General features: G+C 70.2%; 16 protein-coding genes. 10 read left to right on the top strand and 6 right to left on the bottom strand.

The window, feature by feature from the left end; genetic code table 11:
* Window positions 1-106 precede the first annotated feature (106 nt).
* The 8 genes from NQV15_RS16410 to NQV15_RS16375 all read left to right on the top strand — a co-directional run bounded on the left by NQV15_RS16410 (window position 107) and on the right by NQV15_RS16375 (window position 10596).
* A complete protein-coding gene (locus NQV15_RS16410) occupies window positions 107-1522 on the top strand; it encodes a phytoene desaturase family protein (RefSeq protein WP_232403995.1) in 1416 nt (471 codons plus the stop codon).
* Between the two features lie 60 nt (window positions 1523-1582).
* Window positions 1583-2074, top strand: coding sequence for an FMN-binding protein (locus NQV15_RS16405; protein ID WP_232403993.1), 492 nt, complete (start codon window positions 1583-1585; stop codon window positions 2072-2074).
* Window positions 2075-2076: 2 nt separating this feature from the next.
* On the top strand, window positions 2077-2934 hold the full coding sequence (locus tag NQV15_RS16400) for an FAD:protein FMN transferase (protein WP_232403991.1): 858 nt from the start codon (window positions 2077-2079) through the stop codon (window positions 2932-2934).
* Entirely contained in the window at window positions 2931-4502 is a 1572-nt protein-coding gene (locus NQV15_RS16395) for an FAD-dependent oxidoreductase (RefSeq protein WP_232403989.1), read from the top strand. The genes NQV15_RS16400 and NQV15_RS16395 overlap by 4 nt, the downstream gene beginning before the upstream one ends.
* Window positions 4503-4589: 87 nt before the next feature.
* A complete protein-coding gene (gene clpB / locus NQV15_RS16390) occupies window positions 4590-7187 on the top strand; it encodes an ATP-dependent chaperone ClpB (RefSeq protein WP_232403987.1) in 2598 nt (865 codons plus the stop codon).
* 111 nt (window positions 7188-7298) lie between these two features.
* Entirely contained in the window at window positions 7299-8339 is a 1041-nt protein-coding gene (locus NQV15_RS16385; protein WP_232403984.1) for a hypothetical protein, read from the top strand.
* A 61-nt stretch (window positions 8340-8400) separates the two neighbouring features.
* A complete protein-coding gene (locus NQV15_RS16380; protein WP_232403982.1) occupies window positions 8401-9789 on the top strand; it encodes an NAD(P)/FAD-dependent oxidoreductase in 1389 nt (462 codons plus the stop codon).
* Window positions 9790-9843: 54 nt separating this feature from the next.
* Entirely contained in the window at window positions 9844-10596 is a 753-nt protein-coding gene (locus tag NQV15_RS16375) for an enoyl-CoA hydratase/isomerase family protein (RefSeq protein WP_232403979.1), read from the top strand.
* A 2-nt stretch (window positions 10597-10598) separates the two neighbouring features.
* Here the strand turns inward: NQV15_RS16375 and NQV15_RS16370 are convergent, their stop codons facing one another.
* From NQV15_RS16370 to NQV15_RS16355, 4 genes are read right to left on the bottom strand one after another with little or no spacing between them, the layout of a single operon-like run.
* Window positions 10599-11351 carry a helical backbone metal receptor gene (locus tag NQV15_RS16370; RefSeq protein ID WP_232403978.1) on the bottom strand — a complete coding sequence of 251 codons (753 nt, stop codon included), beginning with the start codon at window positions 11349-11351 and terminating at the stop codon, window positions 10599-10601.
* Window positions 11348-11848 carry a thioesterase family protein gene (locus NQV15_RS16365; RefSeq protein WP_232403976.1) on the bottom strand — a complete coding sequence of 167 codons (501 nt, stop codon included), beginning with the start codon at window positions 11846-11848 and terminating at the stop codon, window positions 11348-11350. Before NQV15_RS16365 ends, NQV15_RS16370 begins: the two co-directional genes overlap by 4 nt.
* Complete coding sequence (locus NQV15_RS16360) at window positions 11845-12231, bottom strand: nuclear transport factor 2 family protein (protein ID WP_232403975.1); 387 nt, start codon at window positions 12229-12231, stop codon at window positions 11845-11847. The genes NQV15_RS16365 and NQV15_RS16360 overlap by 4 nt, the downstream gene beginning before the upstream one ends.
* A gap of 29 nt (window positions 12232-12260) precedes the next feature.
* Complete coding sequence (locus tag NQV15_RS16355) at window positions 12261-12737, bottom strand: NUDIX hydrolase (RefSeq protein ID WP_232403973.1); 477 nt, start codon at window positions 12735-12737, stop codon at window positions 12261-12263.
* Between the two features lie 63 nt (window positions 12738-12800).
* Here NQV15_RS16355 and menB point away from each other — a divergent pair, with 63 nt between their 5' ends.
* A complete protein-coding gene (menB, locus tag NQV15_RS16350) occupies window positions 12801-13637 on the top strand; it encodes a 1,4-dihydroxy-2-naphthoyl-CoA synthase (RefSeq protein ID WP_232403971.1) in 837 nt (278 codons plus the stop codon).
* A gap of 9 nt (window positions 13638-13646) precedes the next feature.
* Here menB and NQV15_RS16345 read toward each other — a convergent pair whose 3' ends face one another.
* Both NQV15_RS16345 and icmF read right to left on the bottom strand, forming a co-directional pair.
* Window positions 13647-14084, bottom strand: a complete 438-nt coding sequence (locus NQV15_RS16345) for a hypothetical protein (RefSeq protein ID WP_232403970.1) — start codon at window positions 14082-14084, stop codon at window positions 13647-13649.
* 112 nt (window positions 14085-14196) lie between these two features.
* A complete protein-coding gene (gene icmF / locus NQV15_RS16340; RefSeq protein WP_232403969.1) occupies window positions 14197-17433 on the bottom strand; it encodes a fused isobutyryl-CoA mutase/GTPase IcmF in 3237 nt (1078 codons plus the stop codon).
* A gap of 100 nt (window positions 17434-17533) precedes the next feature.
* Here icmF and NQV15_RS16335 point away from each other — a divergent pair, with 100 nt between their 5' ends.
* The gene (locus tag NQV15_RS16335) at window positions 17534-18037 is read left to right on the top strand and encodes a MarR family winged helix-turn-helix transcriptional regulator (RefSeq protein ID WP_232403968.1); all 504 of its coding nucleotides are present in this window, start codon (window positions 17534-17536) and stop codon (window positions 18035-18037) included.
* Window positions 18038-18151: the final 114 nt, after the last annotated feature.

The raw sequence follows: 18151 nt of genomic DNA, 5'->3' as shown, positions 1-18151 counted from the left end.
TAAACCCCGGCCGCAAGAATCGTATATTCGTCTTGCGATGTGATCGGGGGATGCGTGACCGAAGTCACAGCGACTCGGTCCCGGAGGCTGCCACTAGGTTGAGCCTATGACCTCTGCGGTGGTGGTGGGCTCGGGGCCCAACGGGCTCGCGGCGGCCGTGGTCCTGGCCCGCGCCGGGGTCGCCGTGACGGTTCTGGAGGCGGAGGACGAGATCGGCGGCGGCACCCGATCGGCCGAGCTCAACGTCCCCGGCGTCCTGCACGACATCTGCTCGGCCACGCATCCGACGGGCGTCGCGTCACCCTTCTTCGCCTCCCTCGGCCTGGAGAGGCACGGCCTGCGGTGGCTGTGGCCCGAGGTCGACGCGGCCCATCCCCTCGACGGTGGACGGGCCGGGGTGCTGTTCCGCGACCTCGACCGGACCGTCGACCTGCTCGGCCGGGACGGGCCCGCCTGGCGGCGCCTGTTCGAGCCGCTCGCCGAGCACGCCGACGAGTTGATCGGGGAGATCTTCGGACCGATCATCCATGTGCCCCGTCATCCGGTCCTGCTGGCGCGGTTCGGCCTGCGCGCGATGCAGCCGGCGTCGTGGATCGCGCGCCGCTGGCACACCCAGGAGGCGCGCGGGCTGTTCGCCGGACTGGCCGCCCACGCGAGCCACCCGCTGACCAGACCGACGACCGGCGGGCTGGGGCTCATGTTCGCCATGACGAGCCACGCGTACGGCTGGCCGGTGGCCCAGGGGGGATCGCGCGCGATCGCCGCGGCGCTGGCGGCGGACGTCGTCGAGCACGGGGGGCGGATCGAGACGGGTCACCGGGTCACCGAGCTGCCGCAGGCCGACATCGTCATGTTCGACACCACGCCGGCGACGGTGCTGGACGTCGCGGGCAGCCAGATCCCCGCCCGCGTGGCGCGGCCGTTGCGGCGGTGGCGCACCGGTCCGGCCGCGTTCAAGGTCGACTTCGCGGTCGACGGCAGCGTGCCGTGGACCAACGAGTGGGCCCGCAAGGCCGGCACGGTCCACGTCGGCGGGACGCTGGAGCAGATCGTCGACGCCGAGCGGCAGGTGCACGCCGGCCGGATGCCCGCGCGCCCGTTCGTCCTGCTGTGCCAGCAGTACCTGGCCGACCCGGGGCGCTCGTCCGGCGACATCCACCCGGTCTGGGCCTATGCGCACGTGCCCACGGGCTTCACCGGTGATGCGACCGAGGCCGTCATCGACCAGGTGGAGCGCTTCGCCCCGGGCTTCCGCGATCGCATCGTCGCCCGGACCGTGACCACCCCGGCGCAGCTCGAGGCCCACAACGCCAACTACGCCGGCGGTGACATCGCCGGCGGTGCCAACGACCCGTGGCAGCTGGTGATGCGGCCGCGGATGTCGCCCAATCCCTACTCGCTCGGCGTCAAGGGGCTCTATCTATGCTCGGCATCGACGCCGCCGGGTGGTGGGGTCCACGGCATGGGCGGTTTCCATGCGGCGACCCGCGCCCTGGCGGAGCTGCGGGAACTCGACGGCTGAGCCGCCCGTTCTACCAGTTGAAACTTCATCCATCATGCCGAGCCATCAGGAGCCCGACCGATGAATCTCCCAGCCCACAAGAAGATGCTCTCCGCAGCCGCGGCGGCCTCTGTCCTGCTGATGACCGCGGCGTGCGGGTCGAGCGCGAGCGATGGCGACTCCGCGTCGACGTCCAGCACCCCGAGCTCACCGGCGCCGAGCACGGACGCCCCGGCCGACACCGCGGAGACCCCGGACGCGGGCAACGAGGAGGCCGGCTACGCCGACGGGAACTACGAGGCGGAGGGCACCTACGTCAATCCCGGCGGTCAGTCGACGGTCAAGGTCGACCTGACGCTGAGCGGCGGCAAGATCTCCGACGTCACCGTCACCCCCGAGGCCACCGATCCCAAGTCGAAGCAGTTCCAGACCAAGTTCGCCGGCGGCGTCGCCAAGGAGGTCGTCGGCAAGAGCCTGGACGACTTAGACGTCCAGAAGGTCGCGGGCTCGTCCTTGACCTCCAAGGGATTCAACGAGGCGATCGAGTCGATCAAGGGCGAAGCCGGCGTCTAGCCGTGCCCACCTGGCGATTCGACGCGATCGGCACCGCGTGGCAGATCGACACCGCGGTGCCGCTGGCTCCCGGCGTGCAGTCCGCCGTGCTGGACCGGATCGAGGAGTTCGACCGCACGTGGTCGCGCTTCCGGCCGGACTCGATGGTCTCCGCCGTCGCGGCCGGCGCCGGTGAGTGGGTGCTGCCCGCGGAGGCCGCGCAGCTGCTCGGCTTCTACGACGAGCTGGACGACGCCACCGACGGCGCCGTGAACCCGCTGGTCGGCCGGGCGCTGGCCGACCTGGGATATGACGCCGACTACTCGCTGGTCGCCGTGGCAGCACCGGCCGGCGTCCCGGACTGGTCGTCCGTCGAGTTCACCGCACCCGTGCTGCGCACCGGCGAGCCGTTGCTGATCGACGTCGGAGCGGCCGGCAAGGGCCTGCTGGTCGACCTCGTCGCGAGCATCGTGCGCACCCACAGCGAGGAGCTCACGGTGGACGCGAGCGGCGACCTGCGGCACGAGGGCACCTCGTCCATCCGCGTCGCACTGGAGCATCCGCTCGACCCGAGCCGCGCGATCGGGGTCGCCGACGTGGGCCCTGGCGACGCGCTGTGCGCGTCGGCCACCAACCGGCGGGCCTGGGGCGACGGTCTGCACCACGTGCTCGACGGTCGCACCGGGCGGCCGACCGACGATGTCATCGCCACATGGACGCTCGTGCCCGGGTCGTGCATGCGGGCGGACGGTCTGGCGACGGCCCACTTCCTGACCGACCCGGGCGTCCTGGTGGACCGGTTCCCGCACGAGTTCGTCCGCATGCACGCCGACGGCCGGGTCGAGTGGTCGCCCGGCTTCCCCGGAGAGGTGTTCACATGATCGCGATGGTCCGAGACCTGCTCGATCGCCGGCTCGGCGCGGTCACGACGTACCGGCTGGTCACGATCGTCCTGGCGGTGCTCGTGGCGGTTTTCTGCCTGTTCACCGCGACCGGTGTCATCGAGGGTCTCTCGACCGGTGACAACCTGGTGTGCCTGCTCGTGCTGCTCGTCGCGTCCTACGGGTCGAACCGGCTGCTGGGACTGGCCTGGCGGGTCACGCCGCACGGGGAGTCGGCGGTCATCACCGCGCTGCTGCTGTTCTTCCTGTTCGTCCCGCTGCCCTCGATCGACACCGGCAACCTGGTGTGGCTCGCGCTCGCCGCCGCGCTGGCCAATGCCTCCAAGTACGTGCTGGCCTGGCGTGGGCGGCACATCTTCAACCCGGCGGCGGCCGGCGCATTCCTCGTCGTCGTGGGCCAGGACGTGGTCGGCCGGCAGGAGCCCATCAACGCGATCTGGCAGACCGCCGCGACCGAGCGGCTGTTCCCGTTCGTGGTCGTGGGCGCGCTGCTGGTGCTGTGGCGCACCAGGCGCCTGGACGTCGCCCTGGTGTTCATCGCCGTGGCCGGGGTGCTGGTGGGCGCCCGGCTGCTCGACCTCGCCCCACCCGGGCAGCCGTTCGGTGACGTGCTGAAGCTGGTGGCGTACTCGTATCCCATCGTGTTCCTGGCCGGCTTCATGCTCAGCGAGCCGTTGACGCTGCCGCCTCGTCGCCGCCAGCAGCTGGTCGTCGCCGCGGTCACCGGGGTGCTGTTCGCCTATCCGATGTGGATCGGCTGGTTCACCGACACCCCGCCGGCACTGGGCGTCTTCGCGATCAGCCCGGAGCTGTCGCTGCTGATCGGCAACCTGGTGGCCTTCGCGCTGGCGCGCCGCACGGGAGTGACGCTCGAGCTGGAGACGACGCGCCGGGTGACGCCCGAGACCCACGAGCTGGTCTTCCGGCCGCGGCGTCCGGTGCGGTTCGTGCCCGGGCAGTACGTCGAGCTGACGGTGCCGCACGCCGGGGCGGACGGACGGGGCACGCGGCGCACGTTCAGCATCAGCTCCCCGCCGGCCGACGACGGACGGGTCGCGGTGATGCTGCGCGTCCCCGATCGGGCCTCGACGTTCAAGCGGGCGCTGCTGGAGCTCGAGCCGGGGTCGCGGGTGCACGGCACCGGCATCGGCGGCGACTTCGTGCTGCCGGCGGATCCGGCGACGCCGCTGCTGCTGGTGGCCGGGGGCATCGGCATCACACCCTTCCTGAGCCAGCTGCGGCACGGCCCCGACCGCGACGTGGTCCTGGTGCTCGGCGTGTCCTCGGCCGCCGAGGTGCCGTACGCCGACGAGCTCGCCGACGTGCGGGTCGTGCTGGTCTGCCCCGAGCGCCCCGACCGGCTCCCTGCAGCGTGGACGTTCGTGGCGGCGCCGATCCTGTCGGTGCAGGTCATTGCCGAGGCGGTGCCCGACCTGGCCGGCCGGCATGCGTACGTCTCGGGCCCGCCCGCGATGGTCAATGCGGTGCGCCCGGGTCTGGCGAGGCGGTGCCGTTCGGTCCGGACGGATTACTTCTCCGGATACTGAGGAACGAACTCAGCAAAGTTGACAGGAATGGACTCAACTTCAGTAATGTTGTACCTGGCGTCACCCCCTTGAGTCAGGAGCACGAACATGGACCTTGCGAAGTTCACGACCCGCAGCCAGCAGGCGCTGGGGAGCGCGATCTCGTCCGCCGCAGCGGCGGGCAACCCCGCCGTCGAACCGGCACATCTCTTGCAGGCTCTGCTGACCCAGGAGGGCGGCACCGCCGGCCCGCTGCTGCAGGCGGCCGGGGTCAACGTCCAGTCGGTCGTGAGCGGTCTCGAGTCGGCCATCGGTGCCCTTCCGCGTGCCGCCGGGGCCAGCGTCCAGAACCCGGGCCTGAGCCGCTCCAGCCATGAGGTGCTGCAGCGCGCCCAGGACCTCGCCGACCAGCTCGGCGACGACTTCGTCTCCAGCGAGCACCTCGTGGTCGGCATCGCCACGGTCACCTCCCCGGCGCAGGCGCTCCTGGAGCAGCAGGGCGCCACGCCCGACGCGCTGCAGGCCGCCTTCGCCGCCGTCCGCGGGACGTCGCGGGTGACCAGCGCGGATGCCGAGGACACCTACCAGTCCCTGGAGAAGTACGGCGTCGACCTGACCGCCGTCGCCCGCGAGGGCAAGCTCGACCCGGTCATCGGCCGGGACAGCGAGATCCGTCGTGTCGTGCAGGTGCTGAGCCGCCGCACCAAGAACAACCCCGTGCTGATCGGCGAGCCCGGCGTCGGCAAGACCGCCGTGGTCGAGGGCCTCGCGCAGCGCATCGTCGCCGGCGACGTCCCCGAGTCGCTGCGCGGCCGCCGGCTCATCTCGCTGGACCTCGCCGCGATGGTCGCGGGCGCGAAGTACCGCGGCGAGTTCGAGGAGCGGCTCAAGGCCGTCCTGACGGAGATCAAGGAGTCCGAGGGCCAGGTCATCACCTTCATCGACGAGCTGCACACGGTGGTGGGTGCCGGTGCCGGCGGCGACAGCTCGATGGACGCCGGCAACATGCTCAAGCCCATGCTGGCCCGCGGAGAGCTGCGGATGATCGGCGCGACGACCCTGGACGAGTACCGAGAGCGCATCGAGAAGGACCCCGCGCTGGAGCGCCGCTTCCAGCAGGTCTTCGTGGGCGAGCCGTCGCCCGAGGACACCATCGCGATCCTGCGCGGGCTCAAGGAGCGCTACGAGGCGCACCACAAGGTGGCGATCTCCGACGCCGCCCTCGTGGCCGCCGCGACGCTGTCCGACCGCTACATCCCGGGCCGCCAGCTGCCCGACAAGGCGATCGACCTGATCGACGAGGCCGGCAGCCGCCTGCGCATGGAGATCGACTCCAGCCCTGTCGAGATCGACGAGCTGCGCCGCGCGGTGGACCGTCTGCGCATGGAGGAGCTGCACCTGGCCAAGGAGTCCGACGACGCGAGCCGTGAGCGCCTCGAGAAGCTGCGCGTCGAGCTCGCCGACAAGCAGGAGAGCCTGCGCGCGCTGGAGCAGCGGTGGGAGACCGAGAAGCAGAGCCTCAACGCGGTCGGCGACATCAAGGAGCGCATCGACGAGGTGCGCGTCGCGGCCGAGCGCGCCCAGCGCGAGGGTGATCTTGACCAGGCCAGCCGCCTGCTCTACTCCGAGATCCCCGCGATGGAGCGTCAGCTGGCCGACGCGCAGGCGGCCGAGGCTGCCGGCGGACCCGGCAGCGAGCCCCCGATGGTCAAGGACGAGGTCGGCGCCGACGACATCGCCGAGGTCGTCGCGTCCTGGACGGGCATCCCGACCGGACGGCTGCTCGAGGGCGAGACCGGCAAGCTGCTGCGCATGGAGGAGGAGCTGGGCAAGCGGCTCATCGGCCAGCGCGATGCGGTGAAGGCCGTCTCGGACGCCGTGCGCCGCTCCCGCGCCGGCATCTCCGACCCGGACCGGCCCACCGGCTCGTTCCTGTTCCTCGGCCCGACCGGCGTCGGCAAGACCGAGCTGGCCAAGACGCTCGCGGAGTTCCTGTTCGACGACGAGCGGGCGATCATCCGCATCGACATGAGCGAGTACTCCGAGAAGCACTCGGTCAGCCGTCTGGTGGGTGCTCCTCCGGGCTACGTCGGCTATGACGAGGGTGGTCAGCTCACCGAGGCCGTGCGGCGTCGCCCGTACTCGGTCGTGCTGCTGGACGAGGTCGAGAAGGCCCACCCCGAGGTCTTCGACATCCTGCTGCAGGTGCTCGACGACGGACGCCTGACCGACGGCCAGGGTCGTACCGTCGACTTCCGCAACGTCATCCTCATCCTGACGTCCAACCTGGGCTCCCGGTTCCTGACCGATGCCACGCTGGACGAGGCCGCCAAGCGGGAGGCCGTCATGGACGTCGTGCGCGCCTCGTTCAAGCCCGAGTTCCTCAACCGGCTCGACGAGATCGTCCTGTTCGACGCACTGGGCACCGAGGAGCTGGCGCACATCGTCGACCTGCAGGTCGACGCAGTCGCGAAGCGTCTGCAGTCGCGCCGGATCACGCTGGACGTCACCCCGGCCGCGCGGGAGTGGCTGGCCCTCACCGGCTGGGATCCCGCCTACGGTGCACGGCCGCTGCGCCGGCTGGTCCAGCAGGCGATCGGCGACCGTCTGGCCCGGGCCCTGCTGGCAGGAGAGGTACGCGACGGTGACACGGTCGTGGTCGACCGGGTCCCTGACGCCGACGAGCTCACCGTGCAGCGCGCCTAGCCCGATGGCGGCGGGGTCACCACTTGCCCGCGCATGGTTCCATAGGCGGCATGAACGAGCGTCAGCGTCAGAAGAACCATGGTGAGTGACCCCGCCGTGAGGCGTCCGCCCATGCTGACCGGAGCGTGCGTCTACCTCGGCGCGCTCTCGGTCATCATGGCGATCCGCGCCTTGACGCTCGTCTCCTCGTGGAATGGTGAGAACCGGGCGGCCGACTTCTCCGGCGTGCTCGGGGCGCTGCGCGACGCGGGGCTGAGCGAGCCGGGAGCGGAGACCTTCTACAAGGGGCTGCTCTCCGTGATCGCGGTGCTCGCAGCGTGCGGCCTGGTGTTCGCCATCTACACCGCACGCGGGCACCGGTCCAGCCGCGTCGGCGCGACGGTCGCGATCGGCTTCTCCGGCGTCGTCACCTTCCTCGGCGGCCTGGGCGGGACGTTCGTGTTCGCCATGATCGGCGCCCTCGCGGTCGTGTTCACGATCCGCTTGTGGACCGGAGAGATCCGCACGTACTTCCGGACCCTGGCCGGGCACGAGCCCCCGGCACCCAAGGCCCCGCCGGCCCCCGAGCCGGTTCTCGCCGGACCGCCTCATCCCTCCGCCGTCGGCGGCGATCAGGCTGCCCCCGCGCCGCTGCCTCCCTCGCCGTACCCGGGCCAGCAGCCGGCGGCCTTCACCCAGGCAGCCACGCCGCCGGGCCACACGCAGTGGACCCCGGGGCACGAGCCCCTCCCGAAGCCGGTCAACATCGCGGTGTGGACCACGTTCATCGGCTCGATCGTGGCCGCCGGGCTGTCGGCGCTCATGCTGCTGGTGATTCTCGTCGGCGGCGTCGACTACGACACCGTCATGGAGCAGGGCGGTCCTGGCGCTGACATGGTCAGCGGCTCCGAGGACGACTTCGACACCGCACTGCGGTTCATCACGGTGCTCTCCTCGATCGCGGTGGTGATCGGCGCGGCCGGCCTGCTCGCCTCGATCCGGGTGCTCATGAAGCGCCGCGCCGGCGGGGTTCCGTTGTTCGTCGTGACGGTCGTCGGCCTCATCGTCTCGGTGATCGGGTTCCCGCTCGGACTGCCGTGGACGGTCGCCACGATCGTGTGCCTGGTCCAGCTGCGAAAGCCCGAAGCGCGGGCCTGGTTCGCCAGGAGCTGAACGGCTGCCAGGGGGTGCTCCCGCGAGGTGCCGCCGTGGCGGCGAGGACTAGACTGGCGGTATGTCAGTCAGCCCCGCATCAGTCACGAAGCGCCCCCACGTCGTCGTCGTGGGAGGCGGGTTCGGCGGTATCGCGACAGTCCGCCGGCTCAAGCGCGCCGATGTCGACGTGACCCTGATCGACCGCCACAACTACAACACCTTCAGTCCGCTGCTGTACCAGGTCGCGACCGCCAGCCTCAACCCCGGCGACATCACCTGGTTCCTGCGCGCGGTCCGCGCCAAGCAGAGCAACGTCCGCTTCCTCAAGGGCACCGTCACCTCGATGGACCACGACACCAAGACCCTGCACCTCGAGGGTGGTCTGGACGTCAAGTACGACAAGCTCGTGATCTCGGTGGGCGTCACAGCCAACTTCTTCGGCATCCCCGGAGCTGCCGAGTACTCGATGCCGCTGTACCGGCGCTCGCAGGCGCTCGCCGTGCGGGACCGGATGTTCGCGGGCCTGGAGAATGCCGCGATCAACGGCCAGGACAGCGAGCAGCGCATCATCGTCGTCGGCGGCGGCGCCACGGGCGTCGAGACGGCCGGAGCCTTCGCCGAGATGCGCAACAACGACATGCCGACGACCTATCCCGAGCTCGACACCCGGCGCATCCACATCACGCTGGTCGAGATGATGCCCCACGTGCTGGGCCCCTTCCATCCCAAGCTGCGTGACTACGCCAAGAAGTCGCTGGAGAAGCGCGGCGTCGAGCTGCGGCTGGAGACGGCCGTCAAGGAGGTCCGTCGCGACGGCGTCGTCGTCGAGCACGCCGGCGAGCAGGAGTTCCTGCCTGCCGGCATGGTGGTGTGGGCCTCCGGCATCACCGCCCACGGGGCGGTCCAGGACTGGGCGGTGCCCCAGGGCCGGGGAGGTCGCATCGAGGTCGACGAGCACCTGCGCGTCCGTGGCCTGGAGGACGTCTTCGCCATCGGCGACATCGCGGTCAACCCCGACGAGCCGCTGCCGCAGCTGGCGCAGCCCGCACTCCAGGGCGGCAAGCACGTGGCCGACGTGATCAAGGCCCAGGCCGCCGGCAAGTCGCTGCCCAAGCCGTTCAAGTACAAGGACAAGGGCACGATGGCCACGATCGGCCGCTCGTCGGCGGTCGCCGAGATCAAGTTCATGCCCCGGCTCACGGGCTTCCCGGCGTGGATCATCTGGGTCGGTCTGCACGTCGCGACGCTGCTGGGCAACCGCAACCGCTTCGCGACACTCACCAACCTGGCGGCCAAGTACCTCATGGGCGGCAGCCACAACGCGATCGTCGGTGAGACGCCGCCGGTCGTGGCCCTGGAGCCGACGGTGCTGGAGGCGCAGTCGGACATCCGGCCGGGCAAGAAGGCAGCGATGAAGAAGGCGGCCAAGCAGGCTGCCGCGCAGTCCCTGCCTCGCGACGACCGGTAGGTACGGGGCGCCTAGGGTGGGCCCGTCCACCCCTTTCACGAAGCGAGGCGCCAGATGGCCGCAGTGACCCACCAGATCGTCGACGGCATCGGACGGATCGTCCTGTCCCGTGCTGAGCAGTCGAACTCCTTCGACCTGCCGACCGCTCAGGACCTGGCCCTCGCCGTCGAGGCGGTGTCGGCCGATGAGGTGCGGGCCATCACGCTGACCGCCGAGGGCAAGCGGTTCTGCGCCGGCGGCGACGTGACGTCCTTCCTGGGGTCCGACGACCCCGGCGCCTACCTGTTCGAGCTGGCGAACGTGCTCGAGGGCGGGTTGCGCGATCTGGCCGACCTGCCCAAGCCCGTCGTCGCCGGGGTGCGGGGTGCGGTCGCCGGTGCGGGCCTGGCCGTCATGCTGAGCGCCGATGTCATCATCGCCTCGCGGGCGACCAAGTTCGTGATGGCCTATCCGGGCATCGGCCTGACTCCCGACTGCGGCGTCTCCTATCTCCTTCCCCGCGCGGTCGGGCAACAGCGGGCGCTCGAGTTCGCGCTGACCGGGCGGGTGCTCAGTGCCGACGAGGCGCTCGACTGGGGGCTCGTGACCTCGGTCGTCGACGACGACGCGGTCGAGACGCGGGTCGACGAGATCGCCCGGACCTGGGCCGACTCGGCTCCGACGGCTCTCGGCCACGCCCGTCGCCTCCTGCGCGGCTCGTGGGACGCCACGGGGCCCGAGCAGGGCGCGGACGAGTCCGCCACGATCGCGTCGCTGGTGATGGGTGACGAGGCGCAGCGGCTGGTCAAGGCCTTCACGAACCGCTGAGCTCAGCCCAGCAGCGCTTCCAGCTCGGTACGGGCCGTCACCATCGACGGCCCGTACCAGGTGAGTGAGCGTCCGGGCACGAGCCGGGTGTCGGCGGCGAACGCCTCCGGTCCGTCGTCGGCCGTGAAGACGTAGGGCTCATCGGGCAACAGCACGATGTCGGCGTCGATGTCGGCCAGCTCGACGTGGGGATAGCGTTCCTGGCGGGGATTCACCCCCGGGTCACCGAAGACGTTGACGAGTCCGAGCCGTTCGACCAGGTCACCGGTGAACGTCCTGGCCCCCACGACCATCCACGGATCGCGCCAGATCGGGATCGCGACCCGTCGCCCGTCGACGCGGGCGGGTGCGGCCCACACCTGCTCGGCCTCGTCCAGCCACCCGGGGACGTCCCAGCCCAGCGCCTCGGTGAACATCCGCCGCATCGAGGCGAATGCCCCGTCGACGGTCTCGATCACCGTGACCCACACCGGGATACCGGCCTCGCGAAGCCGGGTGATGTCCAGCTCGCGGTTCTCCTCGCGGTTGGCGATCACCAGGTCGGGTGCCAGCTCCACGACCGCCGACCGGTCGGGATTCTTGGTGCCCCGGACCCGGGCGACGTCGAGGTCGGCCGGATGCGTGCACCAGTCGGTCGCCCCGACCAGCGCGTCCCGCCGGGTCGCGGCGATCGCCTCGGTGAGCGACGGCACGAGCGACACGACCCGGCGCACCGGGCCGGCGGTGTCGACCGGGTGGCCGAGATCGTCCTTCACGGCGCCCGGACGCCCATCGCGCCGCACACCGGTGCGGGCCAGGCCAGGTCGTCGGCCTTGAGGGCCGTGTCGAGCAGGCCCGCGACGTCCTCGGGGAAGGGCGTGGGGCGGCGGGTGCCCATGTCGATGTGGATCACGGTGAACTCCATCGTGCAGGCCAAGCGGCGGGTGGTGCGGTTGACGATCAGCGACGTGCCGTGCAGCACCTTGTCGGAGCGGGCGATGAGCCGCACGTGCACCGATGCCTCCTGCCCCTGCAGGATCTCGGCGAAGTACCGCAGGTGGTGCTCGGCGGTGAACGTCGACATGCCCCGCGCGGTGAGGTAGTCCTCGTCCATCCCGAGCTCGTCGATGCACCGGTCCCACAGGGCACGTCCGCCCAGCTCGAAGTAGCGGCCGATGTTCATGTGGCCGTTCTCGTCGATGTACTCCGACGGGACCACCGTGACCGTCTGTGCCGGCAGCTCGGTCACCTGCTCGTAGGTGGGCACGCTCATGCCTGGCCCCTCATCAGCTCGGCGCCCATGCGCTCGATCAGGATCTGCAGGCCCTTCACGGGGCGGACCATGACGGTGAAGTCGACGATGCGCGACTCGTCGTCCCACTCGATGACGTCGACGCCGTGGACGTCGATCCCGTCGATCTGCGTCGTGAACTCCAGCACCGCCGACGACGGCTCGCGCCACTGCCGGTGGTAGGTCAGGCCCGGGCCGAGCACCGTCAGTGCGGCCGTCAGGTAGGCCGTGACCACCGGGCGGCCCTCTTGCGGGGTGTGGACGGCCGGGGACCGGAACACGACGTCATCGGCCAGCAGGGGGCCGATGAGGCTCGCGTCCTGCGTCCGCACGATCTCGTGCCATCGGTCGAGGGGGTCGGTCATGATCTCTCCTGCAGGGGTCGGGGAGGTGGTCAGTCGTCGAAGGGGACGAATCGCGCCGCGGGCTCGGGGTCCAGCGCCGCCTCGATGCGCTGGGCGGTGTCGCGCGACATCGGCGGCAGTGCGTCGCGGGGGAACCAGCGCGCCTCGGTGTTCTCGCCATCGGCGGGACGGGGCTCGCCGGACTCCCACCGCAACCGGAACACGATGTCGATGTAGCTGGTCCGGTCGCCGTTGGGATAGGTGCGCATGCCGGTGGCGTGCACCCAGGCGAGGCGTTCGACGACGGCATGGACGTCCGCCTCCTCGACCACCTCGCGGGCGGCAGCAACCGCCGGCTCCTCGCCGGGGTCGATGATGCCGGTGACCGGGGTCCACTCCTGGTTGTCGGCGCGGCGAACGAGCAACAGGTCGTCACCGCGCACGACGACGGCCGTGACACCCGAGAGCCACAACGGATCGGTCCCGACCTTCTCGCGCAGGGCAAGGATGAACTCGGGTGTCGCCATGAGCCCACGGTATCGGCCGGCACCTGCGCCGGCACGACGACGAGGCTGCGAGACAATGAGCCCATGACTGACACCGCCGACATCACCTGGACCCCCTCTGGCGACTACGAGGACATCCTCTACGCGACGACCGAGGACGGCATCGCGAAGATCACGATCAACCGTCCCGAGGTGCACAACGCCTTCCGCCCCCAGACGCTCATCGAGGTGTCGCACGCCCTGGACGAGGCCCGCGAGGACGAGTCGGTCGGCGTCATCATCCTGACCGGCGCCGGCGACCGGGCCTTCTGCTCCGGCGGCGACCAGCGGGTCCGCGGCGACAGTGGCTACAAGACCGATGCGAACGCAACCGGGCGTTTCCACGTCACCGACCTGCACGTGCAGATGCGCCGCTGCCCGAAGCCGATCGTCGCGATGGTCGCCGGATACGCCATCGGTGGCGGCCACGTGCTGCACCTGGTGGCCGATCTGACGATCGCGGCCGACAACGCGATCTTCGGCCAGGTCGGGCCGCGGGTCGGCTCGTTCGACGGCGGCTACGGCGCGAGCATCCTGTCCGATCTCGTGGGCCCCAAGAAGGCCAAGGAGATCTGGTTCCTGTGCCGTCAGTACGACGCGCCGACGGCCCTCGAGATGGGCCTGGTCAACACCGTCGTCCCGCTGGCCGATCTCGAGGCCGAGACCGTGCAGTGGTGCCGCGAGATGCTGCAGCTGTCCCCGTGGGCGCTTCGGCTCTCGAAGCTGAGCTTCCACGCCCACGAGGACGGATATGCGGGCATCCAGCAGCTCGCGCACGACGCCAACCTGCTGTTCTACGGCAGCGCCGAGGCGCAGGAGGGGCGCGAGGCCTTCAAGGCCAAGCGCACCCCCGACTTCAGTCAGTTCCCGAAGCGGGCCTGACCGCAGGCGTCACTGACGGTGGCGGCCGTCGTCGGGGATGTCGGTCCTGCGGACATCCTTGGCGTCGGCCTTGCGGTCGGCGTCGACCTGGACGTCCGGGTCGATGCGATCGGCCTCCATCAGTCGCTCGTCGACGGCACTGCGGGTGCTGTCGGCCTCGGCGCGGTGCGCCTCCGCCTTGCGCTCGAGCTCCTCGGCGGCCAGGCGCGCCTCCTCGGCGTCCGCCTTGGCGGCCAGCGCCTCGGCCTCACGGCGCTTGATGTCGACGCTGGTCTGCTTGGCGTCCTCACGCAGCAGCGCAGCCTTCTCGCGCTGCTCGTCCTCCCGCCGGATGCGCTCCTGCTCCTTCTTGCGGCTCGCCGCCTTCGAGGCTGCGACGAGCCCCGCGATGACGGCCACCGCGACGAGCGCGATGATGAGCCAGACCCACCAGTCGATGTCGGACATGTTGTTCTCCCTCCGGCCGCTCCATCACGGTCCGGGCGGACCGTCCGCGACCCGGTGGGCCTTGTACCCCGTTTCCCCGGTCTGACGCTCACGCGGTCAGACCGGGGCACGGTCACACGTTGCGCCGGTACTGCCCGCCGACCTCGAAGAATGCCTCGGTGACCTGCTGCAGCGAGCAGACCCGCGCCGCCTCCATCAGGACCGCGAAGACGTTCTCGTGGTTGATCGCCGCGAGCCGCAGGCGATCCAGTGCCTCGGCCGCCTCGCTCGAGTGCGCGTCGTGGAAGGCGCGGACCCGGGCCAGCTGGGACTCCTTCTCGGTCTCGGTCGCCCGGGCGAGCTCGACGGTGTGCTCCTCCTCGCCCTCGGAGACCGGGCGGCGGAACGTGTTGACGCCGATGATCGGCAGCGACCCGTCATGCTTCTTGTGCTCGTAGAGCATCGACTCGTCCTGGATGCGTCCGCGCTGGTAGCCGGTCTCCATCGCGCCCAGCACACCGCCGCGCTCGTTGATCGCGTCGAACTCGGCGAGCACGGCCTTCTCGACCAAGTCGGTCAGCTCGTCGATGATGTACGAGCCCTGCAACGGGTTCTCGTTCATCGCCAGGCCCCACTCGCGGTTGATGATCAGCTGGATCGCCAGCGCGCGGCGCACCGACTCCTGCGACGGGGTCGTGACGGCCTCGTCGTACGCATTGGTGTGCAGGCTGTTGGCGTTGTCGTAGATCGCGATGAGTGCCTGCAGCGTCGTGCGGATGTCGTTGAAGTCCATCTCCTGCGCGTGCAGGGAGCGACCGGAGGTCTGCACGTGGTACTTCAGCTTCTGCGAGCGGTCGTTCGCGCCGTACTTCTCCTTCATCGCGATCGCCCAGATGCGGCGGGCGACGCGGCCCAGCACCGAGTACTCCGGATCCATGCCGTTGGAGAAGAAGAACGACAGGTTCGGTGCGAAGTCGTCGATGTCCATGCCACGGGCGAGGTACGACTCGACGTACGTGAAGCCGTTGGACAGCGTGAACGCCAGCTGGCTGATGGGGTTCGCCCCGGCCTCGGCGATGTGATAGCCCGAGATGCTGACGGAGTAGAAGTTCCGCACGCCCTCGTCGATGAAGTACTGCTGGATGTCACCCATCATCCGCAGGCTGAACTCGGTGGAGAACAGGCAGGTGTTCTGGCCCTGGTCCTCCTTGAGGATGTCGGCCTGCACGGTGCCGCGCACGTTCTGCAGGGCGTAGGAGCGCAGCTCGGCGTACTCGGTCTCGGACGGCTCGCGGCCCTCCTTCTCGCGGAACTTGTCGACCTGCTGGTCGATGACCGTGTTGAGGAAGAACGCCAGCACGGTCGGCGCGGGCCCGTTGATCGTCATCGAGACCGAGGTCGACGGCGACACGAGGTCGAAGCCGTCGTACAGGGCGTGCATGTCCTCGAGCGTCGCGACGGACACGCCGGACGTGCCGACCTTGCCGTAGACGTCCGGACGCGGGTCGGGATCGCGGCCGTACAGCGTCACCGAGTCGAAGGCCGTCGACAGGCGGGTCGCGTCGCCGTCCTCGGACAGCAACTTGAAGCGGCGGTTGGTGCGGAACGGGTCGCCCTCGCCGGCGAACATGCGGGCGGGATCCTCGCCGTCCCGCTTGAACGGGAACACGCCGGCCGTGTACGGGAAGTAGCCCGGCAGGTTCTCGCGGCGCCAGAAGCGCACGAGCTCGCCGTGGCCGGTCATCTTCGGCAGCGAGACGCGGGGGACCTTGTTGCCCGAGAGCGTCTCGCGGGTCAGCTGGGTGTGGATCTCCCTGTCCCTGACCTTCACGACCTGCTCGTCGCCGGAGTACGACTCGACGACGGCCGGCCACGCTGCGATCTGGTCGGAGATCTCGTGCGGGACGGCCTTCCTGGCGGCGGTCAGCAGCTCGTCGACGCTCGCGCCGTCGAGCTGGGCGTCGGCGAGCTCGGCCGCGGTGAGCTCGAGACGCTGGGCGCGGTCGGCGGCGTCGGCCAGCCGTTCGGTCTCGGCGTGGAACCCGCGGATCGTCTCGGTGATCTCGGCCAGGTAGCGGACGCGATCGGTCGGCACGACCTGCTGGATGCCGCTGGAGAAGCGCACGTCGACGTGCGGCAGGATTCCGTCCTCGACCGGCAGCCCCTGCTCGCCGAGGGTGTCGCGCAGGTGCTGGTACAGCGCGGTGACACCGTCGTCGTTGAACGTCGCGGCCGAGGTGCCGAAGATCGGCATGTCCTCGGGCTTCTTGCCGAAGGCCTCGCGGTTGCGCACCATCTGCCGGCCGACGTCCCGCAGGGCGTCCTTGGCCCCGCGGCGCTCGAACTTGTTGATCGCGACGGTGTCGGCGAAGTCGAGCATGTCGATCTTCTCCAGCTGCGAGGCGGCGCCGAACTCCGGCGTCATGACGTACATCGAGGAGTCCACGAACGGGACGATCGCCGCATCGCCCTGCCCGATGCCGGGCGTCTCGACGATGACCAGGTCGAATCCGGCCGCCTTGATGACGTCGATGACATCGGCGAGCGTCTCGGGCAGCTCGTGCGAGCCGCGGGTCGCCAACGAGCGGAAGTAGGCACGCTCACCGTCGAGGGAGTTCATCCGGATGCGGTCGCCGAGCAGGGCGCCGCCGCCGCGCCGGCGGGTGGGGTCGACCGCGATGACCGCGATGCGCAGCTTGTCCTGCTGGTCGACACGGAAGCGGCGCACCAGCTCATCGGTCAGCGACGACTTGCCTGATCCGCCGGTGCCGGTGATGCCGAGCACGGGGGAGGAGTGGGTCGCGGCGGCAGCGCGGATGCGCTCGAGCTGGGCGTCGGTCAGCGAGCCTGCCTCGGCGTGGGTGATGGCACGGGCGATCGCGGCGCGGTCGCCGGCGACGACAGCATCCAGGTCCAGCTCGCCCAGCGAGGTCAGGTCGAAGTCGCAGTCCGCGACGACCGAGTTGATCATGCCGACCAGGCCCAGTCGCTGGCCGTCCTCGGGAGAGAAGATCGTCACGCCGCTGCCGCGCAGCCGGGTGATCTCCTCGGGGACGATGACGCCGCCGCCACCACCGACGACGTGGATGTGGCCGGCGCCCTGCTCGCGCAGCGACTCGACGAGGTACTCGAAGTACTCGACGTGGCCGCCCTGGTAGGACGAGACAGCGATGCCCTGGACGTCCTCCTCGATCGCGGCGTCGACGACCTCCTTGACCGATCGGTTGTGGCCCAGGTGGATGACCTCGGCGCCCTGCGACTGGAAGATGCGCCGCATGATGTTGATCGAGGCGTCATGTCCGTCGAACAGGGCGGACGCGGTCACGAAGCGCACCGGGTTGACGGGGACGTGCAGGTCGTTCTGGGGCATGAGGTCCTCCGACGTCGGCGGCAGCAAATTACTTGGATCTAAAATAGTCGCATGTCCAACTAATTGCCACCCCTCGGCATCCGCCCCCTACGATGGGCGCATGTCCGACGCACCCCGCCTCGAGTTCGACCCGATCGAGCGAGCCGGGGAGATCTGGTCCAAGCGCATCGGTGATCCCACCTCGATGCGGTTCGCGACCTCGATCATGCGCGTCCAGCAGCTCATCAGCTCCGAGCTCGACGCCGTGCTCAAGCCCCTCGGCATCACCTTCGCCCGTTTCGAGGTCCTGGTGCTGCTGTCGTTCAGCGCGACCGGTCAGCTGCCGCTGAGCAAGATCGGGGAGCGGCTCATGGTCCACCCGACCTCGGTGACCAATGCGATGGACCGGTTGGAGTCGCAGGGTCTGGTGCGCCGGGTCGCGGACGAGAAGGACCGCCGCCGGACCTTCGCCGAGCTGACCCCGGAGGGTCGGCGGGTGATGGCCGAGGCCACCGCGGCGATCAACGCGATCGACTTCGCCGTGCCGGGGATGACCCCCGAGCAGCAGGACCAGGCCTACGAGCTCCTGCGCCACCTGCGCTCCGCCGCCGGCGACTTCGCCTGACCCCGCGGGGGACGCATCTTTCGACGTTCGCGCTGCCGGAGCTACCGAAAGGCAGAAAGATCCGTCCGCACCGCCAACCACGAGGGCCCCCGTCCCGAGAGGACGAGGGCCCTG

This window comes from Aeromicrobium wangtongii (assembly GCF_024584515.1).
GTDB classification, from domain to species: Bacteria; Actinomycetota; Actinomycetes; order Propionibacteriales; family Nocardioidaceae; genus Aeromicrobium; species Aeromicrobium wangtongii.
Note: the sequence above shows the minus strand (reverse complement) of the source record. Positions and strands in the feature narration are given on the sequence as shown.

Coding starts and splice junctions, on each gene's coding strand:
- NQV15_RS16410 (WP_232403995.1), top strand. CDS start 107: ATGACCTCTGCGGTGGTGGTGGGCTCGGGGCCCAACGGGCTCGCGGCG.
- NQV15_RS16405 (WP_232403993.1), top strand. CDS start 1,583: ATGAATCTCCCAGCCCACAAGAAGATGCTCTCCGCAGCCGCGGCGGCC.
- NQV15_RS16395 (WP_232403989.1), top strand. CDS start 2,931: ATGATCGCGATGGTCCGAGACCTGCTCGATCGCCGGCTCGGCGCGGTC.
- clpB (WP_232403987.1), top strand. CDS start 4,590: ATGGACCTTGCGAAGTTCACGACCCGCAGCCAGCAGGCGCTGGGGAGC.
- NQV15_RS16385 (WP_232403984.1), top strand. CDS start 7,299: ATGCTGACCGGAGCGTGCGTCTACCTCGGCGCGCTCTCGGTCATCATG.
- NQV15_RS16380 (WP_232403982.1), top strand. CDS start 8,401: ATGTCAGTCAGCCCCGCATCAGTCACGAAGCGCCCCCACGTCGTCGTC.
- NQV15_RS16375 (WP_232403979.1), top strand. CDS start 9,844: ATGGCCGCAGTGACCCACCAGATCGTCGACGGCATCGGACGGATCGTC.
- NQV15_RS16365 (WP_232403976.1), bottom strand. CDS start 11,848: ATGAGCGTGCCCACCTACGAGCAGGTGACCGAGCTGCCGGCACAGACG.
- NQV15_RS16360 (WP_232403975.1), bottom strand. CDS start 12,231: ATGACCGACCCCCTCGACCGATGGCACGAGATCGTGCGGACGCAGGAC.
- NQV15_RS16355 (WP_232403973.1), bottom strand. CDS start 12,737: ATGGCGACACCCGAGTTCATCCTTGCCCTGCGCGAGAAGGTCGGGACC.
- menB (WP_232403971.1), top strand. CDS start 12,801: ATGACTGACACCGCCGACATCACCTGGACCCCCTCTGGCGACTACGAG.
- NQV15_RS16345 (WP_232403970.1), bottom strand. CDS start 14,084: ATGTCCGACATCGACTGGTGGGTCTGGCTCATCATCGCGCTCGTCGCG.
- icmF (WP_232403969.1), bottom strand. CDS start 17,433: ATGCCCCAGAACGACCTGCACGTCCCCGTCAACCCGGTGCGCTTCGTG.
- NQV15_RS16335 (WP_232403968.1), top strand. CDS start 17,534: ATGTCCGACGCACCCCGCCTCGAGTTCGACCCGATCGAGCGAGCCGGG.